The following is a 19,317-nucleotide window of genomic DNA, read 5'->3' on the forward strand; positions in this document are numbered from 1 at the left end:
CACGGCCGGGCCCCCGCCGGGTTCACAGCTGGATCGCGGCGGTCTCGGGTTTCGGCCCGGGGCCGCCGTTCCGTGCGTGTGGGGGGCGGCGGGAGGTCAGCCGAGCTTCCACTGGCCGGCCTGGTTGGAGAAGCCGTTGTCCAGGGCGAACTGGACCTTGTCGAGCTTGGTGCCGTCCGGGACCTCGAAGGTGACGAAGCCCTTGCCCGTTTCGCCGGGAGCGATGTTGGTGGGGGTCTGGAAGGCGGGGCCGGCCTTGGTCTCCTCGAGGTTCGGGCCGTACGCCTGGCCCTGGGTGTCCACGACCTTGGCGCTGCTGGCGGGGACCTCGCCGTACGCCTGGGCGCCGGTGGCCTTGATCTGGAACTGCACCGCGACGTAGTGCTTGCCCTCGGCCGGCTTGAGGTACTCGCTGGCGCTCTCGGCCGGGTCGACCACCTTCACCGCGGTGACGTCGGCGGTGTTGCCCTTGTCCATGCCCTTGAGCGCGATGGTGTCGCCGAGCTTGGCGGGGGCCTTGGCGATGTCGGCGGGCTTGGAGCCGGCGCCGGCGGCCGCGGTCGGCTTCGCCTCGGTCGAGACGGAGGCACCACCGGTCGAGTCGCAGGCGGTCGCGGTGAGGGTGACCAGTGCGGCGCCCAGCAGCAGGGCGGCGGTGCGGCGGGTGGTGACACGGCGGGCGGTGGCGGACATGGCTGTTCTCCCGGTGGTCGGTGGTCTTCCTGGTGTCGCCCCCGTCCGGCGGCGACGGAGAGATCACACCACTGGAGCGTGAATCGTGTCAACGGGATTTTATAAAAGACCTCTGTTCACACGTGAACGGAGCCGGAGGGCCACATCGCTATGCTGTGCGGTCACACCCCTGCCCGCCCGCGCCACCGAAGGAGCCCCCGTGCCGGACCGTCCCGAAGTGACCGCCGCCGAGATCGCCCGGCTCGCCGGCGTCGGCCGGGCCGCGGTCAGCAACTGGCGCCGCCGCCACCCCGACTTCCCCCGCCCGGTCGGCGGCACCGACGCCAGCCCGGCCTTCGCGCTCGCCGAGGTCGAGTCCTGGCTGCGCGCCCAGGGCAAGATCGCCGAACTCCCGCTGCTGGAGCGGGTCTGGCAGCTCGTCGACACCCTCCGCGACCCGGCCGGCCACCCCGCCGCCCCGCTGGTCGAGGCGGGCGCCCTGCTCCTGCTGCTGCACCGCGAGCACGGACAGTGGGCCGAGCTCGCCGGCCGGCCGGACACCCGGCTCGCCCTCGCGCTGCCCCGGGCCGTCGCCGGCGCCGCCGTGCACGCCTTCGGCCCCGACGGCGCCCGCACCCTCGGCCTCCCGGGCCTGCTCGGCAGCACCCAGCTGGACCTCGCCCGGCTGCTCGCCGAACTCGCCGCCCAGGCCGGCCCGGTCGGCGCGTACGAGCAACTGCTCACCCGGTACGCCGAGGCCAACACCCGGCAGCTCAGCCCCACCCCGCCGGAGGCCGCCCAACTGCTCGCCGCCGTCGCCGGGGTCCCCGCCACCGTGCTCGACCCGGCCGTCGGCCTCGGCTCCGTCCTGCTCGCCCACCCGCCGACCACCGGCCGCTACGGCCAGGACGCCGACCCGGTCACCGCCGCCCTCGCCCGGCTCCGGATCGCCCTGCACACCCCGGCCGACGAGCCCGGCCCGCTCCCGCTCGACCTGCGGGCCGGCGACGCCCTGCGCGCTGACGGCTTCCCCGGCGACACCTTCGAGGCCGTGCTCTGCCAGCCCCCGTACAACGAACGCGACTGGGGCCACGACGAGCTGCAGTTCGACACCCGCTGGCCCGGCGGGCTCGTCCCGCCGCGCGGCGAGTCCGAACTGGCCTGGGTGCTGCACTGCCTCGCCCACACCCGCCCCGGCGGCCTCGCCGCGCTGCTGCTCCCGCCGACCGTCGCCGCCCGCCGGGCCGGCCGCCGGATCCGGGCCGAACTGCTCCGCTCCGGCGCGCTGCGCGCCGTCATCGCGCTGCCCGCCGGCGCCGCCCCGCCGTACGGCGTCCCACTGCACCTGTGGGTGCTGCGCGCGCCCCGGCCGGGGAGCGACTTCCGCCAGGTGCTGATGCTCGACGCCGGAGCGGCGCCCTCCGCTCCGGCCGGGACCGCCGGGGCGCCGGCCGCCGAGGGGGGCCGGGACAGGGTCGACTGGCCCGAGCTGCGCCGCACCGTCCTGGACGCCTGGCGCGGCTTCGACCTCGCCGCGCGCGAGGGCCTGCCGGTCCCCGCCGACCGCCCCGGCGTCCACCGGGCCGTGGCCGCCATCGACCTGCTCGACGACGAGACCGACCTCTCCCCGGCCCGGCACGTCCCGCCGGCCGCACCGCTCGGCGGCGCGGCCGAACTCTCCCACCTCGGCGGCCGGCTGGCCGAACTGCTGGCCGGCCTGCCCGACCCGACCACCCTGCTGCCGCGGCCGGGCACCGCGCCCGACGGGGCGTCCGGCGCCGCGCCCGCCGGGCTGGTCACCATCGGCGAACTGGTCCGCGGCGGCGCGCTGGAGGTGTACTCCTCCGGCACCGGCGCCGCCACCCGGCCGGCCGGGCCGGGGGCCGGCGGGCCGCGGGCGGGCGGATCGGGGTCGGGCGGGTTGGAGTCGGGCGGGTCGGAGTCGGGCGGCACCCCCGTCGTCACCGACCAGGACCTCGCCACCGGCGCCGCGCCCAGCGCCGTCCTGACCACCGGCCCCGGCCCGGCCGGGGACGTCCGCACCCGCCCCGGCGACGTCCTGGTCCCCGCCCTCGGCGGCGGCACCGCCCGGGTCGTCCCCGCCGAGGGCCCACTGGTCGGCGCCGCCCTCGGCCGCCAACTCCACCTCCTGCGGCCCGATCCGGCCGCCCTCGACCCCGAGTTCCTGGCCGGCCAGTTCCGCTCCACCGCCGGTACCCGGCGCGCCGCCAGCCACGCCACCACCACCGCCCGCCTCGACATCCGCCGGGTCGAACTGCCCCGCCTCCCGCTCCCCGCGCAGCAGCGCCTCGGCGCCGCCTTCGCCCGCCTTGCCGCCTTCGACACCGCCCTCGCCCAGGCCGCCGCACTCGGCCGCGGCCTCGCCCAGGCCGCCACCGACGCCCTGGCGACCGGCACGCTGCCGCCGCCGGACTGAGGGCGGTCCACGACGGGCGCCGCGGAGGTGACCCCGGGTCAGTAGCGGCGTGGTACCGGCGGGATACCGATGCGGCAGCGGGCGGACGGAAGCCCTCCGGAGCGACCGGGCCGGGCGGTACGGTGGGCGCAGCCGTCCGCACCGCCCTCGGTGCCGGTCCTCACCAGCTCAGGAGCGCGCATGTCAGGGCACCACCCCGGGCAGTTCGGACCGCCGCCCGGCGGAACGCCGTACGGGCCGGGGCAGGGGCCGGTTCCCGCGCCGGCGCCGGTGGCCGGGCAGGCTCCGATTCCGGGGCGGTTCGGGGTGGTCGCGCGCGTCCTGTGCGCGCTGGCCCCGCTGCTCACCTTCGGCCTGCTCGGGGCCGTCCCCTCGCTACTGCTGGCGGTCCGCCGCCGGCGGGCGTACGACATCGCGGGTGCGGCGGTGTTCTGCGCGCTGCTGCTCGCCATGGTCGTCTCCGCCGGGGTCGCGGGCAGCCTGAAGAACCCCACCGCCGACACCACCGGCCAGATCACGCTGGCCGTGCTGTGGCTCCTGCCGACGGCGCACTTCCTGGTGATGGACAGCCGCGCGGTCTGGCTGGCCGGGCCGCCCGCGCCGCGGGCCGTGCCGTCGGCCGTGCCGTACGCGGTGCCGCAGGCCGTTTCGCCGTACGCGGCGCCGAACGGCTCGCCGTACGCGGCGACCGTGCCCGGGTACGGGGTGCCCGCGCCGGCGGCCCCCGGCCCCTCGGTCGCGCCCCGCTCGGTGCAGGGTCCCTCCGTGCAGGCTTCCGCGGCGCAGGCCCCCTCCGTGCAGGCTCCCGAGACCGCCCACGACCTGCGCGAGCTGGGCGAGTTGCTGCGCCGCCAGGCCCGCGAGGACCGGCCGTGACCGCCGCCCGGCTCATCGCCGGTCGCTACCGGCTCACCGAGAAGATCGGCCACGGCGGCATGGGCCAGGTCTGGGCCGGCCAGGACGAACGGCTGCTCCGCCCGGTCGCGGTCAAGTTGCTCCGCCCCGAGCACCTGCTCCCCGGTGGGACCGGCGCCGGTGGCGAACGGGCCGGACACGGCGACGAGTTGCGCCGCCGCTTCCTGCGCGAGTGCCGGGTCACCGCCGCGCTCGACCACCCCGGGCTGGTCACCGTTTTCGACGCGGGCGAGGACGAGGGCGAGCTCTACCTCGTCATGCAGCGCATCCCCGGAGTCAGCCTGGCCGATCTCATCGCCGAGGACGCGCCCTTCCCGATCGAGCGCGCCGCGGCCGTCGCCGCGCAACTGTGCGCCGCGCTGGCCGCCGTCCACGCCATCCCGGTGGTCCACCGCGACCTCAAGCCGAGCAACGTCATGGTCCGTGAGGACGGCCGCACCGTCCTGCTCGACCTCGGCATCGCCACCGCCCTCGACACCGAGACCACCCGGCTCACCCTCACCGGCGTGCCCGTCGGCAGCCCCTCCTACATGGCCCCCGAACAGGCCCTCGCCGCCACCACCGACCCGCGCAGCGACCTCTACGCGCTCGGCTGCCTGCTGCACGAGATGCTCGCCGGCGAGGAGCCGTTCCGGGCCCCCACCGCGCTCGGCGTCCTGCGCCGGCACGTCGACGAACCACCCGTCCCGCTACGGCAGTTGCGCCCCGAGGTGCCGCAGCCGCTGGAGCAGCTGGTGCTCGACCTGCTCGCCAAGCAGCCCGCCGACCGCCCCGCCGACGCCTGGACCGTCCACACGCGGCTGCTCCCGCTGCTGCCCCCGGCCGACGGCACCCCGCAGCCCCGCTACACCCCGCTGCCGGACCCGGCCCGCCCCTTCCGGTACCCGCACCAGCCACAGCCGCCGGCCGCGCCGGCCACCCCGGTGCCGCCCGTCCGCTCCGAGCCGCGGCCCTTCCTCATGCCGCCCGCCGCCCCTCCGACACCGCCCCCCGTCCCCGCGGGCCCGGACCTCGGCGCCGAATGCGCCCGGCTCTCCGACCTGGTCGACGCCGGCCGCCACACCGAGGTGCTCGGCCTCGCCGCCCGCCTGCTGCCCCGGGCCGAGGCCGAACTCGGCGACGCCGCGCCCCTGGTGCGCACCATCCGCACCATCTACGCCCGCACCCTCCTGCACGAGGGCCACCCCCAGCAGGCCCTCCCCGAATACCGCCGCCTCGCCGCCACCGCCGACGGCGGCCCGCACGGCCCCCAGGGCCTCGACCACCGCTACCGCGCCGCGATCTGCCTCGACCGGCTCGGCCACGGACCCGAAGCCCTCGCCGAGTACCAGGCCCTCCTCACCACCCACACCGCCCGCCTCGAATCCGGCCTCGACACCGACCCCGAGCGCAGCTACGACCTCCGCGAACGCATCGGCCTCCACCTCGCCGCCACCGGCGACCCCCAGAACGCCTGGCAGTGGCTGCTCCCCCTCCTCCTCGACCGCGAACGCCGCGACGGCCCCCACCACCCCACCGTCCGCCGCCTCCGCCAGACCCTCTCCACCCTCACCCCCACCTCCACCCCCTGGCCCCCGACACCCCGCTGACCCACCCCGCCCCCTGGCCCCGGCACGGGCACCCCTGGCGTGGTGGTGTGGCCCTCCGTCTCGCCCTCGGCGCGTTGGTTCCTGCGCCTCTTCCGGCTGTCACGCCCTGTGTGTGCCGCGGCGGCTGCCGCTGCTGCCGTGCTGGTTCGGGCGCCCTCGGCACGGGCGCCCCGCGCCCGTCCCGGGACGTTGCCCCGGTGCCCCTCCCGGCTGGTACGACGTGTGTGTGCCACGGAGGCTGCCGCTGTGCCGGTTCGGAGCCTTCGGCACGGGCGCACCGCGCCGGCTCCGGGCGTTGGCCCTGCGCCTCTTCTGATCGCCATGAACAGCTCCAGCCCCCTTGGGCCTCCACGTGTCCCAGGCGCTGCCACCCGCCAGCCCGGTCGCCGAACGCGCATGCCACGGCCGCTCTCCACTCCCGACGGAGGGCGCCGCCATCTCGGATCAGGAAGTCGACCGGGCCGACTTTTCGTGCTGGTGGCTTGCGGAGAAGCAGGGCGGCGTCTGGGAGGGGAAGTCGGCGGGCTCGGCTTCGTGTGCGGGTGCGGGCTTGGTCGAGGTGTCGGCCCGGGGTGGGGTGGGGGCCGGAGTGGGAAGCCGGCTGGGCCGACTTCCCGTGTCGCGGCGGGACTGGCCGGCGAGACCGAGGGCGTGGGAAGTCGGCGGGTTCGACGTTCTGCGCTGGTGGGGGCGTGCCCGGGGGCGGAGGTAGGTTCGGGGTGTGACGACGAATGTTCCGGGCGCGAAGTTGATCCTCCTGACCACCACCCACCGGGTGGCTCCCGGGCTGCTGGCGTGGCCGGCGTGGGAGGCGTTGCGGTCGGCGGGGCGGGTGTTGGTGGGGGACGAGGGGCATCCGCAGGTGGCGGCGGTGCGGCAGGCCGGGGTGGGCGTGGAGGTCGTGCCGGCCGGGTCGGCGCCCGCGTTGGCGCGGCTGCTGACCGGGCAGCCGGCCGGGGGCGGGCCGACGGTGTGGCTGGGCAGCCCGGACGGGGATCCGGGGCTGACCGACGCGCTGGCGCGGCTCGCGGTGGAGCGGGCCGGTGAGGTGCCCGAGATCGAGGTGCTGCCCGGTTCGTACGACCTGCCGGGGTCGCGGCTGCTGGACCTGGTGACGGTGATGGACCGGCTGCGCTCCCCGGGCGGTTGCCCCTGGGACGCCGAGCAGACGCACGAGACCCTGGTGAAGTACCTGGTCGAGGAGGCGTACGAGCTGGTCGAGGCGATCGAGGACGGGGAGCGGCAGACGCTGCGCGAGGAGCTGGGCGACGTCCTGTTCCAGGTGTTCTTCCACTCCCGGATCGCCGAGGAGCACCCGACCGACCCGTTCACCGTCGACGACGTGGCCGGGGACATCGTCGAGAAGCTGATGTACCGGCATCCGCACGTGTTCGGGAACGTCGAGGTCGAGGGTGCCACCGAGGCGGAGGCGAACTGGGAGCAGCTGAAGGCGGCCGAGAAGGCGGACCGCGAGTCGGTGCTGGACGGCGTGCCGGCCGGGCTGCCCGCGCTGGCGTACGCGGCGAAGCTGGTGTCCCGGGTGCGCCGGTCCGGGTTCACCGGGATGCCGGACGAGCCGTACGAGCTGCCCGCCGAGCTGACCGCCGACTCGGCGGGCCGACTGCTGCTCGCGGTGGTGCAGCGGGCCCACGACGCCGGGGTGGACGTGGACGCGGCGCTGCGGTCGGCCGCGCGCGGTTACCGGGACGGGGTGCGCGCGGCCGAGGGTCTCGAGCCGGACGGGGAGTAGGCGCTCAGGCCGCCGTGGCGGTGTGCTCCGGGCGCCGCTGCGGCGGGACGAGTTCGCCGATGGCCTCGCCGACGAGGAGGACGAGTTCGGCGAGCCGCTCCAGGTCGAGGTGGTCGGGCAGGTCGGCCAGCGAGATGATCCGCTCGCCGCCCGGGCCGGCGACGGCGAACAGGTCGATCGGCCCGAGGTGCTTCTCGGCGGTGTCCACGAGGGCGGCGACGTCGCTGGGGCGGCGGATGTCGCCGCAGACGCCGACGACGGGGCAGCCCGGCCGGTCGAGTTCGGTGGCGAGGTCCTCGGCGACGCCGACGTACTGGTCGGCGATCAGCATTCCGGCGGCGCCGGCCGCGGAGAACCGGCGGGCGAGGCCCGCGCCCGACCCGCCGTCGAGGACCGCGATGACGACGACTGACCCGCTGACCCGCATGGCCTGCTCCTCCCTGTGGACGACACCGCACCGGCGCCCACGCGTACTGCGGAGGATCGTAGGCACGTCCTGACCCTCCGCGACAGGGATTACCCCTCAGGTGACCAGGCTCACGCCCGCCCCGCGGCCAAGAGTCGGCCAAGAGCTGTCCACGGACCGTCCACGACCCCGCCACGGACGGTCAACGGCCCGGCTACGGCCCGTCCATGAGCCGGCCGTGGCCCGGTCATGCCCCGGTCACGACGCCGCCGCGGAGCGCCGCCCGACGGGCGCGGCCCGCCGGAGGGCGGGTGCGCCCGTCGCACCGGATACGGTCGGTCCATGCCAGCTCAGCCCGACCCCGCCCGGCCCGCCGCCGCGTCCTGCGACACCCCCGCCCCGCAGCTGTTCACCTGGGAGTTCGCCTCCGACCCGTACCCCGCCTACGCCTGGCTGCGCGAGCACGCCCCGGTGCACCGCACCACCCTGCCGAGCGGGGTGGAGGCCTGGCTGGTGACCAGGTACGCGGACGCCCGGCAGGCGCTCGCGGACAGCCGGCTGTCGAAGAACCCGGCGCACCACAGCGAGCAGGCGCACCGCACCGGCCGGGTGGGCATCCCGGGGGAGCGGCAGGCGGACCTGATGACCCACCTGCTGAACATCGACCCGCCGGACCACACCCGGCTGCGCCGCCTGGTGTCGAAGGCGTTCACGCCGCGCCGGGTGGCCGAGTTCGAGCCGCGGGTGCAGCAGCTCACCGACCGGCTGATCGACGGCTTCGCGCAGCGCGGCTCGGCGGACCTGATCCACGAGTTCGCCTTCCCGCTCCCCATCTACGCGATCTGCGACATGCTCGGGGTGCCGGCCGAGGACCAGGACGACTTCCGCGACTGGGCCGGGATGATGATCCGGCACGGCGGCGGCCGGCGCGGCGGCGTGGGGCGGGCGGTGAAGCGGATGCGGGCGTACCTGCTGGAGCTGATCCACCGCAAGCGCGCGGACCTCGGGGACGACCTGATCTCCGGTCTGATCCGGGCCAGTGACCACGGCGAGCACCTGACGGAGAACGAGGCCGCGGCGATGGCCTTCATCCTCCTGTTCGCGGGCTTCGAGACGACCGTGAACCTGATCGGCAACGGCACCTACGCGCTGCTGCGCAACCCGGAGCAGCGCTGGCTGCTGCAGGAGTCGGTGGCGCGCGGGGAGAGCGCGCTGCTGGAGACCGGGATCGAGGAACTCCTGCGCTACGACGGGCCGGTGGAGCTGGCGACCTGGCGGTTCGCGACCCGTCCGCTGACCATCGGCGGGGTGGACATCCCGGTCGGCGACCCGGTGCTGGTGGTGCTGGCCGCGGCGGACCGCGACCCGGCCAGGTTCGCCGCCGAGAACACCCTGGACCTGTCCCGGACGGACAATCCCCACCTGGGCTTCGGGCACGGCATCCACTACTGCATCGGCGCTCCGCTCGCCCGGCTGGAGGGGCGTGCCGCGCTGGCCACGCTGCTTTCCCGGCTGCCCGACCTGCGGCTCGCGCAGAGCCCGGACGACCTGCGCTGGCGCGGTGGCCTGATCATGCGTGGGCTGCGCGAACTACCGGTGGAATTCAGCCCGGAGAGCCGCTCTCCGCACACGCCTCCACAGGCCTCTCCGCACACCCCTCCACAGGCCCCTCGAACGCCTCCGACGTGCTGAGATCACGCTGACGGGACGTCGCCGATCGCCCGCCGACGGGGGTGTGAACACCCATCAATCCGGACATAACACCGCCGTTGGTAGGCGATTGAACACGGGCCGTAATTGTCGTGTGATATCGACGATATGAGCTTGTGATTGTCCTGATGATCTGTCTACTCTCCCTGGAGTTCGCAGCTGCGGACCTCGTGCGCGGAACGCCGAATCCTGCCCGCCGCGCCCGGGAAACCGACCAGACCCTGGGCAGGGGCGGGGGAACCAGGTTTGTTGCCGTCTCCCACGGCTTGGGGTGAAGCCGCCCGAGCGGAATCGTTTCCGCGTACGGCGGCCGGGCCACCTCCCGGTCCGAACCCGACAGCTCACCTCGCAGGCGTGCGGAGAGGGACCTCTTCATGCTGTTCGTTGGAACTGGCCGTCACCGTCGTCGCACCCAGGCCGAGAAGGCCATCGCCGTCGCCGGTGTGGCCGGCGTCGGACTCGCGATGCCGCTCCTCACCGCCACCGGCGCCTCCGCCGCCCCGGCCTCCACCTGGGACGCCGTCGCCCAGTGCGAGAGCGGCGGCAACTGGAGCATCAACACCGGCAACGGCTTCTACGGCGGCCTCCAGTTCACCTCCAGCACCTGGAAGGCGTACGGCGGCACCGCCTACGCGTCGCAGGCCAACCAGGCCAGCAAGGCCCAGCAGATCTCGGTCGCCGAGAAGGTGCTGGCCTCGCAGGGGCCGGGCGCCTGGCCGGTCTGCTCCCAGAAGGCGGGTCTGACCAAGGGTGGCGCCGCGGCCGTGGTCGACACCTCCTCGGACGCCAAGCCGCAGTCCGCCCCCAAGCAGCAGACCCCGAAGCCCGCCGCCAAGCCGGCCGCGCAGCAGCCCGCCGCCCAGAAGCCGGTGCAGAAGCCCGCCGCGCAGCCGGTCCAGCAGGCCGCCCCGCAGCAGCAGGCGCAGCCGCAGACCCCGGGCTTCTCCGGCAAGGCCGGCTGGGACGCCGACGCCAAGGTGTTCTGGTACCAGAACAACGGCGCCTGGTACTGGACCAGCCACCAGAGCGTCTACCAGCAGTACGCCGGCCAGGCCGCCGCCCAGCCGCAGTACGCCCCGCGCGCCGCCCAGCAGGCCCCGCAGGCCGCCGGCCACGACTACACCGTCCGCGCCGGGGACACCTTGTCGACCATCGCCGCCGCCCAGGGCGTGTCCGGCGGCTGGAACGCGCTGTACGAGCAGAACCACGCCACCGTCGGCGGCGACCCGAACCTGATAATGCCCGGCCAGGTGCTGCACCTCGGCTGAGCCCCCGCACCGCCGTCACCCCGGTCACCGCCCCCGCCGTGACCCGGCGTCGGTGCCGCTCCGCCCCGCCGTCCGAAGGGGACCGGTCCTACCGGTCCCCTTCGTCCGCATTCGCCCGCGCCGGTGGGACAAGCTGGGACAAGCAGGTGAACTACCGGTGGGTAGTGGGGCCACACGCTGAGACGGAACCGAGGTGGAGGTGGCCCCGGGAGCCCGGGCGGTTAGGCTCTGGTCGTAACGACTCCGCAATCGTCCTGCTGACAGCACCCACCGTCAGACCGGACCCTGCTTCCGCAAGGAGATGCCTCGTGCCGTCCATCGATGTCGTCGTAGCCCGTGAGATCCTCGATTCGCGCGGCAACCCCACGGTCGAGGTCGAGGTCGGCCTCGACGACGGCAGCACGGGTCGTGCCGCTGTCCCGTCGGGTGCCTCCACCGGCGCCTTCGAGGCGCTGGAGCTGCGCGACGGCGACAAGAACCGCTACTTCGGCAAGGGCGTCGAGAAGGCCGTCCTGGCCGTCATCGAGCAGATCGGCCCGGAGCTGGTCGGCTACGACGCCACCGAGCAGCGCCTGATCGACCAGGCCATGCTGGACCTGGACGCCACCCCGGACAAGTCCTCGCTCGGCGCCAACGCCATCCTGGGCGTCTCGCTGGCCGTCGCGCACGCCGCCTCCGAGGCCAGCGACCTGCCGCTGTTCCGCTACCTGGGCGGCCCGAACGCGCACGTCCTGCCGGTCCCGATGATGAACATCCTCAACGGTGGGTCGCACGCCGACTCCAACGTCGACATCCAGGAGTTCATGATCGCCCCGATCGGTGCGGAGTCCTTCTCCGAGGCCGTCCGCTGGGGCGTCGAGGTCTACCACACGCTCAAGGGCGTGCTGAAGGAGCGCGGCCTGTCCACCGGTCTGGGCGACGAGGGCGGCTTCGCCCCGAACCTGGACTCCAACCGCGAGGCCCTGGACCTCATCGTCGAGGCCATCAAGAAGGCCGGCTACGTGCCCGGCCGTGACGTCGCGCTGGCCCTGGACGTCGCCTCCTCCGAGTTCTACGAGGACGGCGCCTACCACTTCGAGGGCAAGGAGCTCACCGCCGCCGAGCTCATCGAGTACTACGCCGAGCTGGTCGCCGCCTACCCGCTGGTCTCCATCGAGGACCCGCTGGACGAGTCGGACTGGGACGGCTGGAAGGCCATGACCGAGAAGCTGGGCGACAAGGTCCAGCTGGTCGGCGACGACCTGTTCGTCACCAACCCGGCCCGCCTGGCCCGCGGCATCGAGACCGGCACCGCCAACGCGCTGCTGGTGAAGGTGAACCAGATCGGCTCGCTGACCGAGACCCTGGACGCCGTCGAGCTGGCCCAGCGCAACGGCTACCGCTGCATGATGTCGCACCGCTCCGGCGAGACCGAGGACGTCACCATCGCCGACCTGGCCGTCGCCACCAACTGCGGCCAGATCAAGACCGGCGCCCCGGCCCGCTCCGAGCGCGTCGCCAAGTACAACCAGCTGCTGCGCATCGAGGAGATCCTCGACGACGCCGCCGAGTACGCCGGCCGCGGCGCCTTCCCGCGCTTCCGCTCCGCCGAGTGACCAGCGGATCAGTACGGCGAGTCCGGGGCTGAGCGCCCCGGGCCCGGGGGCCGAGTGCTCCCGGTAGCGCACGCCTGACCGGTGCCCCGCCGTTCACCCCGTAGGGTGGACGGCGGGGCACCGTCGCGACCAGGAGGGGATACGGGAGATGGCTGGCTGGAGGATCCCGGGCTTGGCGGCCCGGCCCCGGTTCACGAGCCGGGCGACCGTCCTCGTCCTGGTGCTCTGCTCCCTGGTGGCGATCCTCGCCTACCCGACGCGGCAGTTCATCTCCCAGCGCGCCGAGATCTCCGCCCAGCGGGCGAAGGCCGACCACGCGCGCCAGCAGGTCGAGCAGCTGCGCCGGGAGCGGGCCCGCTGGCAGGACCCGGAGTACGTCAAGGCGCAGGCCCGCGCCCGGCTGCACTACGCGGTGCCGGGGGAGACCCCGTACATCGCGGTGGACCCGGCCGGCCAGGGCTCCGCCCAGCCCTCCTCGTCCGCGGCCGGTGCGGCCTCCGCCCGGAACGCGGCCCCCGGAAGCGCCACCGGCCAGGCGATGGCCGCCAAACCCTGGTACGCCAGCATCTGGGACTCGGTGGACGCCGCCGACACCGCCGCGGCGGTCCCCGCCACCCCCCTTCCCCTCCCACCGTCCCCCGTTGGAGACACCTCCCCCCATGACCACTGAGAACCACCCCACCGTCTCCGACGCCGACGTCGCGGCCATCGCCGCCCAGCTCGGCCGGGTCCCGCGCGGCCTGCGCGGCGTGGCGCACCGCTGCCCCTGCGGCAACCCCGACGTCGTGGAGACGGCCCCCCGTCTGCCGGACGGCACGCCGTTCCCGACGCTCTACTACCTGACCTGCCCCAAGGCCGCCTCGCTGATCGGCACCCTGGAGGCGGAGGGCGTGATGAAGGACCAGAGCGCCCGGCTCGCCGAGGACCCGGAGCTGGCCGCCGCCTACCAGAAGGCGCACGAGGACTACATCGCCCGGCGTGATGCGATCGAGGTGCTGGAGGGCTTCCCGAGCGCCGGCGGCATGCCGGACCGGGTGAAGTGCCTGCACGTGCTGGTCGGCCACTCGCTGGCGGCCGGCGAGGGCGTCAACCCGCTCGGCGACGAGGCGCTCGGCATGCTGGAGGACTGGTGGGCCAAGGGCCCGTGCGTCTCCCCGGCCGAGGTCGAGGCCGCCGGTGAGCGGGTCGCCCGCAACCGCGCCAAGGGGCAGGACCACGACGCGGTGATCGCCGCCAAGCAGCAGCTGACCGCCGAGCGCGCCGCGAAGAAGCGCGCCGCCGAGGAGGCCGCCGCCGGGGACGCCGCGACGGAGCAGGAGTCCGAGTGAGCACGACCCGCGTCGCCGCGATCGACTGCGGCACCAACTCGATCCGTCTGCTGGTCGCCGACCTCGACCCGGACACCGGGGAGATCACCGACCTCGACCGCCGGATGATCGTCAACCGGCTGGGTCAGGGCGTGGACCAGACCGGCCGGCTGCACCCGGACGCGCTGGCCCGCACCTTCGCGGCCTGCCGGGAGTACCAGGAGATCATCTCCGGCTTCGGCGTCGGCCCCGAGCGGGTCCGCTTCGTCGCCACCAGCGCCTCCCGGGACGCCGAGAACAGCGACGAGTACGTCAAGGGCGTGCGCGACATCCTGGGCGTCGAGCCCGAGGTGGTGAGCGGCGAGGAGGAGGCGCACCTCTCCTTCGTGGGCGCCACCAAGGAGCTGACCGGCGGTCAGTTCCCCGGCCCGTACCTGGTCTTCGACCTCGGCGGCGGCTCCACCGAGTTCGTGCTCGGCACGGACGACGTGCAGGCCGCGCGCTCGGTGAACATCGGCTGCGTGCGGCTCACCGAGCGGTACTTCGGGGACGCCGAGCTGCCCTCCGAGGAGCAGGTCGAGGCGGCCCGGGCGCATGTGCGCGCCGAGCTGGACCGGGCCGAGGAGGTCGTCCCGCTGACCGGCGCGGGCACCCTGGTGGGCCTGGCCGGGACGGTCACCACGGTGTCCGCGATCGCCCAGGGCCTGCCCGGCTACGACTCGGTGGCGATCCACCACTCCCGGATCAGCCGGGAGCGGGTCGCCGAGATCACCCGGGAGCTGCTGGCCGCCGGCCACGCCGAGCGCGCGGCCATCCCGTCGATGCACCCGGGCCGGGTGGACGTGATCGCGGCCGGAGCGCTGGAGCTGCTGGAGATCATGGAGCGCACCGGCGCCGCCGAGGTGGTCGTGAGCGAGCACGACATCCTCGACGGGATCGCCTTCGGTATCGCCTCCTGACCCCGTGCGGGGCTTACCCGCCACGGCCCCGGCACCCTTTCGGGGGGTGTCGGGGCCCTGGCGCGCCCGCACGCGGGTGGGAAAGTTCGTGAATTTCTTCACATGGCGATCGGGTCATTCGTCACACCGGCTCGCCCGCTACGTCCGAAATGTGGGACCGAAGGTCCGTCGGGCGGGTGGCCCATGGGATCGCAGGTCAGGCCTCGTTTGAGGTTTGAAAATCGAAATCACGCGCGGGAACCCAGGCGGTGTGCGGATCGTTGCTGCTCAGGCCGGGGGTGCTCCGGCGAACGTTCGCGCGGGGCCGCCCGGGGGTGGGGGCCGCCGCGCCGGGCCCGATTTTGCGGCCGCGCAGTGTAGCACGGGGGGTCCGTCAACTTGTGACCGGGCTCACGAAGGCTGCTCCGGACGGTGCTGGATACTTTCGGATATGAGCACCACGGAGCGTCCTCGCATCCTCATTGTCGGCGGTGGTTACGTCGGCCTGTATGCCGCGATGCGCATCCTCAAGAAGATGCGTTACGGCGAAGCGACCGTCACGGTCGTGGACCCGCGGTCGTACATGACGTACCTGCCCTTCCTCCCCGAGGCGGCCGGCGGCAGTGTCGCGCCGCGCAACCTCATCGCGCCGCTGCGCAGCACCCTCAAGAAGGCGGAGGTGCTGACCGGGTCCGTCACCGGCATCGACCACGCCCGCAAGGTCGCCACGATCCAGCCCGCGGCCGGCGACAGCTACGAGCTGCCGTTCGAGTACCTGGTTGTCGCGACCGGCTCGGTCTCCCGCACCTTCCCGATCCCGGGTCTGGCGGAGAACGGCCTCGGCATGAAGACGGTCGAGGAGGCCATCGGCCTCCGCAACCACGTCATGGCCCAGCTCGACAAGGCCGAGTCCACCACGGACGAGGAGATCCGCCGCAAGGCGCTGACCTTCGTGGTGATCGGTGGCGGCTTCGCCGGCATCGAGACGGTCGCCGAGGTCGAGGACATGGCCCGCGACGCGGCCAAGCTGTACAAGACGGTCAGCCGCGACGACATGCGCTTCGTCGTGGTCGAGGCGGCCAACCGCATCCTCCCCGAGATGGGCCCGGACCTCGGTCTGTGGACCAAGGAGAAGCTCGAGGAGCGCAACATCGAGGTCTACATCGAGACCTCGATGGACTCCTGCGTCGACGGCCACGTCATGCTGAAGAACGGCATGGAGATGGACGCCTCCACCATCGTGTGGACGGCCGGCGTGAAGCCGAACCCGGTGCTGGCCAACTTCGGCCTGCCGCTGGGCCCGCGCGGCCACGTCGACACCGCGCCGACCCTGCAGGTCCAGGGCTTCGACTACGTCTGGTCCGCCGGCGACAACGCCCAGGTGCCGGACCTCGCCGCGGGCGAGGGCGCCTGGTGCCCGCCGAACGCGCAGCACGCCAGCCGCCAGGCCATCGTCCTCGGCGACAACGTGATCTCCGGCATGCGCGGCTTCCCGCAGAAGGAGTACAAGCACAAGAACCTGGGTGCGGTCGCCGGTCTCGGCCTGCACAAGGGCGTGGCGATCCTCTTCGGCAAGTACAAGCTGAAGGGCCGTCCGGCCTGGTGGTTCCACCGCCTGTACCACGGCGCGATGGTGCCGACCTTCAACCGCAAGGTGCGCGTCTTCACCGACTGGACGCTCGCGATGTTCCTCAAGCGCGAGATGGTCGGCCTCGCCCAGATGGAGAAGCCGCAGCTGCCGATCCAGGAGGTCACTCCGCCCACCAAGCCCGTCGAGGCCGCCAAGCCGGCCGCCGACAAGGAACTCGCCAGCAAGTAAGCGACTGAGACCCCGGTGTGGGAGCACCGGGGTATGAGTCGGAGGCCCTCCGCCCGGCAGCGTTGCCGGACCACGACCTCCGTGGTGCTCAGCCGGCCGTGCGACCGGGCGGAGTACAGAAGTAGAAGGTCCCCTGCCGAAACCCTCCGGCAGGGGACCTTTCTCGTTCCGGGGCCGGCCGACCGGGAGCGGTCGGCCGGCCCCGGCCGGTCAGTCGGTCTTGATGCTCTCCAGGATGTCCAGCTTGGACGCCCGTCGGGCCGGCCAGATCGCGGCCACCAGGCCGACCACCCCGGCCAGCGCCAGGAACATCGCCAGCTGGCCGTACGGCAGGACCGTGGTCAGGCCGGAGAGGCTGGACTTCAGGGTGCCGTTGACCGCCCAGGCGATGAAGCAGCCGAGCACCAGGCCGATGCCGGCGCCGAACAGCGAGATCACCACGGACTCCAGACGGACCATCCGCTTGATGCCGCCGCGGTCCAGGCCGATCGCCCGCAGCATCCCGATCTCGCGCTTGCGCTCGAAGACCGACATGGCCAGCGTGTTGACCACGCCCAGGATCGCGATCAGGACCGCCATCCCCAGCAGGCCGTACATCAGGTTCAGCGCGAAGGTGATGGTCTGGCTGAACTCGTCCCGGACGTCCTGCTTGGACTTCACCTCGATCACCGGGTTGGCGCCGGTGGCGTCCTTGAGGGCCTGCTTGAGGCCGTCGGTGGCGCCGTCCTTGCCCTTGACCAGGACCTCGGAGACGTACGGCTTCGGTTCGTGCTTGGCGACCTCGCTGTTGGCCAGCAGCGTCCGGCCGAGCACGCCGGCGTTCTCGTACACGCCGCCGATGGTGAGCTGCCCGGTGGACTCGTCCGGGAAGGTCACGTTCACGACCGAGCCGGTGGTGGTGTTCAGCTTCTTGGCCGTGTCCTCGCTGACCAGCAGCTGCCCCTTGGCGAGGTTGGCGGTGGAGCCGGCGGTCAGCTTGACGTCGGTGAGCTGGTCGAGGTTGGCCGGGTCCACGCCGTTGATCGTCGTGCCGGTGCCGTTGAGGTCCCAGTAGGAGGTCGTCAGCGCCGAGGAGGCGGCCACTCCGGGCGCCTTGGCGATCTGCGCGGGCACCTGCTCGGACAGGCTCATGTTGTTGGCGGCCCCGATGATGTAGTCGGCCTTCATCGCGCTGGTGACGGCCCGGTCGACGGTGTCGTTGACCGAGGCGCCGATCACGGTGAGCCCGGTGACCAGGGTCAGACCGATGGTCAGCGCGGCCGCGGTGGCCGCGGTGCGGCGCGGGTTGCGCACCGCGTTCTGCTGGGCGAGCCTGCCCGGGGTGCCGCCGAGACCGCGCAGCAGCGGGCCGACCAGCGCGACCACCGGACGGGAGAGCAGCGGCAGCAGGACGAACACGCCGATCAGGGCCAGGAAGGCGCCGGCGCCGACCGGCAGCCGGCCGCTGTCGTCGCCGGTGGAGGCGCCGAAGCCGATCAGGGCGAGGCCGCCGCCGGCGAGCACCGAGCCGATCGTGTTGCGGACCACCAGGCTCTTCTGGGAGACCGGCTGGTCGCCGCTGCTCATCGCGGCCACCGGGGCGATCCGGGAGGCGCGCATGGCGGGCAGCAGGGCCGACAGGACCGTCACCACGACGCCGACCACGATCGTCACCACGGCGGTGAGCGGCTTGATCACCAGCGAGCCGTTCGGCATGTTCTCGTTCAGCGAGCCGATCAGCGACTGCATCCCGGCGCCGATCCCGACGCCGGCGAGCAGGCCGGCCACGGCGGAGGCGGTGCCGATCAGCAGGGCCTCGATCAGCACGGACCGGGTGACCTGCTTGCGGCTGGCGCCGATGGCGCGCAGCAGGGCCAGCTCCTTGGTGCGCTGGGCGACCAGCATGGTGAAGGTGTTGGCGATGATGAAGATGCCGACGAAGAGCGAGATGAAGGCGAAGACCAGGAGCATGGTGCGCATGCTGCCGGTGGCCTTGGTGATCATCTCCTGCTCGTCGGCGTTGAGCTTGGCGCCGGTCTCGACGTCGAACTGGTGGCCGGACGGCACCTTGGGCTGGGCCTCGGCGAGCAGCGCGTCCTGGCTGGTGCCGGGCTTGGCGGTGAGCACGATGCTGCTGTAGCGGCCCGGCTCCAGCAGGGTCTGCTGGGCGGTGGCCTTGTCGAACAGGGTGAGCGTGCCGCCGGTGTTCACCACCGGGTCGTCGGTGGTGAAGACGCCGGTGAGCTTCGCCTCGACGACCGGGCCGTTGGCGGCGACCCGGACGGTGTCGCCGACCTTGTAGCCCGCCTTGTCGGCGGTCTTGCGGTCGAGCGCGACCTCCTTGGCGGTCTTCGGGCCCTGGCCCTCGACCATCGGGTAGCGCGGGTCCTTGCCGTCCTGGCCGGGGGTGAAGTTGGCGCCCTTGGCGGCCCAGACCTGGCCGATCAGGTTGCCCTTCTTGTCGGCGACGCCGGTGAAGCCGCTGACCACGCCGCGGGCGTTGGCGGTGCCCGGCAGGGCGGCCAGCTGCTGGACGGTGGCGTCGGTGAGGGTGGCCGAGCCGCCCTCGCCCTTCTGCCGGGCGGAGGCGGTGGAGCCCGCCGCGCGGTCCACCACCTGGACCGAGACGTCCGAGTAGCTCTTGGAGTTGCTGTCCCGCATGGCCTTGCCGAAGGTGTCGGAGAAGACCATGGTGCCGGCCACGAAGGCGGTGCCGAGCATGACGGCCAGCGCCGTCATCAGCAGTCGGCCCTTGTGGGCCAGCACGTTGCGCAGTGCGGTGCGATACATGGGGTGTCCTGGGAAGAATGGGTGAGCGGGCTACGGCTGCGGGTGTGTCAGCTGGTGCGGCCCTTGGCGTCGAAGCGGCGCATGCGGTCCAGGACGGTGTCGGCGGTGGGGTGGTGGAGCTCGTCGACGATGCGGCCGTCGG

13 protein-coding genes, 2 pseudogenes and 1 riboswitch are annotated in these 19,317 nt (G+C 73.6%); of the genes and pseudogenes, 11 read left to right on the plus strand and 4 right to left on the minus strand.

Features of this window, described 5'->3' with window-relative positions:
- Positions 1–96: 96 nt before the first annotated feature.
- Positions 97–693: a DUF4352 domain-containing protein gene (locus ACIQ87_RS24250; RefSeq protein WP_402410020.1), complete on the minus strand. Its 597-nt coding sequence runs from the start codon at positions 691–693 to the stop codon at positions 97–99.
- 199 nt (positions 694–892) lie between these two features.
- Here ACIQ87_RS24250 and ACIQ87_RS24255 point away from each other — a divergent pair, with 199 nt between their 5' ends.
- From ACIQ87_RS24255 to ACIQ87_RS24270, 4 genes are all read left to right on the plus strand, one after another.
- A complete protein-coding gene (locus tag ACIQ87_RS24255) occupies positions 893–3,109 on the plus strand; it encodes an N-6 DNA methylase (protein WP_402410022.1) in 2,217 nt (738 codons plus the stop codon).
- A 180-nt stretch (positions 3,110–3,289) separates the two neighbouring features.
- On the plus strand, positions 3,290–3,985 hold the full coding sequence (locus ACIQ87_RS24260; protein WP_402410024.1) for a hypothetical protein: 696 nt from the start codon (positions 3,290–3,292) through the stop codon (positions 3,983–3,985).
- Entirely contained in the window at positions 3,982–5,613 is a 1,632-nt protein-coding gene (locus tag ACIQ87_RS24265; protein ID WP_402410026.1) for a protein kinase, read from the plus strand. Before ACIQ87_RS24260 ends, ACIQ87_RS24265 begins: the two co-directional genes overlap by 4 nt.
- 721 nt (positions 5,614–6,334) lie before the next feature.
- Positions 6,335–7,363: a MazG family protein gene (locus tag ACIQ87_RS24270; RefSeq protein ID WP_402410028.1), complete on the plus strand. Its 1,029-nt coding sequence runs from the start codon at positions 6,335–6,337 to the stop codon at positions 7,361–7,363.
- A gap of 4 nt (positions 7,364–7,367) precedes the next feature.
- Here the strand turns inward: ACIQ87_RS24270 and ACIQ87_RS24275 are convergent, their stop codons facing one another.
- The gene (locus tag ACIQ87_RS24275; protein ID WP_392873917.1) at positions 7,368–7,790 is read right to left on the minus strand and encodes an SDR family NAD(P)-dependent oxidoreductase; all 423 of its coding nucleotides are present in this window, start codon (positions 7,788–7,790) and stop codon (positions 7,368–7,370) included.
- Between the two features lie 321 nt (positions 7,791–8,111).
- On the opposite strand from ACIQ87_RS24275, the gene ACIQ87_RS24280 reads away from it, so the two are divergent.
- From ACIQ87_RS24280 to ACIQ87_RS24310, 7 genes and pseudogenes are all read left to right on the plus strand, one after another.
- Positions 8,112–9,461 carry a cytochrome P450 gene (locus ACIQ87_RS24280; RefSeq protein ID WP_402410029.1) on the plus strand — a complete coding sequence of 450 codons (1,350 nt, stop codon included), beginning with the start codon at positions 8,112–8,114 and terminating at the stop codon, positions 9,459–9,461.
- Positions 9,462–9,681: 220 nt separating this feature from the next.
- Positions 9,682–9,848: riboswitch (cyclic di-AMP (ydaO/yuaA leader) on the plus strand.
- Positions 9,849–9,853: 5 nt separating this feature from the next.
- Positions 9,854–10,747, plus strand: coding sequence for a transglycosylase family protein (locus ACIQ87_RS24285; RefSeq protein WP_402410031.1), 894 nt, complete (start codon positions 9,854–9,856; stop codon positions 10,745–10,747).
- 308 nt (positions 10,748–11,055) lie between these two features.
- Positions 11,056–12,342: a phosphopyruvate hydratase gene (gene eno / locus ACIQ87_RS24290; protein WP_402410032.1), complete on the plus strand. Its 1,287-nt coding sequence runs from the start codon at positions 11,056–11,058 to the stop codon at positions 12,340–12,342.
- A 148-nt stretch (positions 12,343–12,490) separates the two neighbouring features.
- Positions 12,491–13,012, plus strand: a complete 522-nt coding sequence (locus tag ACIQ87_RS24295) for a septum formation initiator family protein (RefSeq protein ID WP_402410034.1) — start codon at positions 12,491–12,493, stop codon at positions 13,010–13,012.
- Positions 12,984–13,523 (plus strand): annotated as a pseudogene (locus ACIQ87_RS24300) (DUF501 domain-containing protein); the annotation flags it as partial. The gene ACIQ87_RS24295 and the pseudogene ACIQ87_RS24300, both read left to right, overlap by 29 nt.
- A gap of 143 nt (positions 13,524–13,666) precedes the next feature.
- The gene (locus ACIQ87_RS24305; RefSeq protein WP_402410035.1) at positions 13,667–14,608 is read left to right on the plus strand and encodes an exopolyphosphatase; all 942 of its coding nucleotides are present in this window, start codon (positions 13,667–13,669) and stop codon (positions 14,606–14,608) included.
- 430 nt (positions 14,609–15,038) lie between these two features.
- Complete coding sequence (locus ACIQ87_RS24310) at positions 15,039–16,406, plus strand: NAD(P)/FAD-dependent oxidoreductase (RefSeq protein ID WP_392873899.1); 1,368 nt, start codon at positions 15,039–15,041, stop codon at positions 16,404–16,406.
- 210 nt (positions 16,407–16,616) lie between these two features.
- Here ACIQ87_RS24310 and ACIQ87_RS24315 read toward each other — a convergent pair whose 3' ends face one another.
- Positions 16,617–19,175, minus strand: coding sequence for an ABC transporter permease (locus tag ACIQ87_RS24315; protein WP_402410037.1), 2,559 nt, complete (start codon positions 19,173–19,175; stop codon positions 16,617–16,619).
- Between the two features lie 47 nt (positions 19,176–19,222).
- Positions 19,223–19,317: pseudogene (locus ACIQ87_RS24320) on the minus strand (ABC transporter ATP-binding protein); the annotation flags it as partial.

The organism is Kitasatospora sp. NPDC096204, from assembly GCF_044763205.1.
In the GTDB taxonomy this organism is placed as follows: Bacteria; Actinomycetota; Actinomycetes; order Streptomycetales; family Streptomycetaceae; genus Kitasatospora.

Bases quoted from the DNA above. Each gene is read 5' to 3' on its own strand.
- ACIQ87_RS24250 (WP_402410020.1), bottom strand. From the start codon at position 693: ATGTCCGCCACCGCCCGCCGTGTCACCACCCGCCGCACCGCCGCCCTG.
- ACIQ87_RS24260 (WP_402410024.1), top strand. From the start codon at position 3,290: ATGTCAGGGCACCACCCCGGGCAGTTCGGACCGCCGCCCGGCGGAACG.
- ACIQ87_RS24275 (WP_392873917.1), bottom strand. From the start codon at position 7,790: ATGCGGGTCAGCGGGTCAGTCGTCGTCATCGCGGTCCTCGACGGCGGG.
- ACIQ87_RS24280 (WP_402410029.1), top strand. From the start codon at position 8,112: ATGCCAGCTCAGCCCGACCCCGCCCGGCCCGCCGCCGCGTCCTGCGAC.
- ACIQ87_RS24285 (WP_402410031.1), top strand. From the start codon at position 9,854: ATGCTGTTCGTTGGAACTGGCCGTCACCGTCGTCGCACCCAGGCCGAG.
- ACIQ87_RS24295 (WP_402410034.1), top strand. From the start codon at position 12,491: ATGGCTGGCTGGAGGATCCCGGGCTTGGCGGCCCGGCCCCGGTTCACG.
- ACIQ87_RS24310 (WP_392873899.1), top strand. From the start codon at position 15,039: ATGAGCACCACGGAGCGTCCTCGCATCCTCATTGTCGGCGGTGGTTAC.
- ACIQ87_RS24315 (WP_402410037.1), bottom strand. From the start codon at position 19,175: ATGTATCGCACCGCACTGCGCAACGTGCTGGCCCACAAGGGCCGACTG.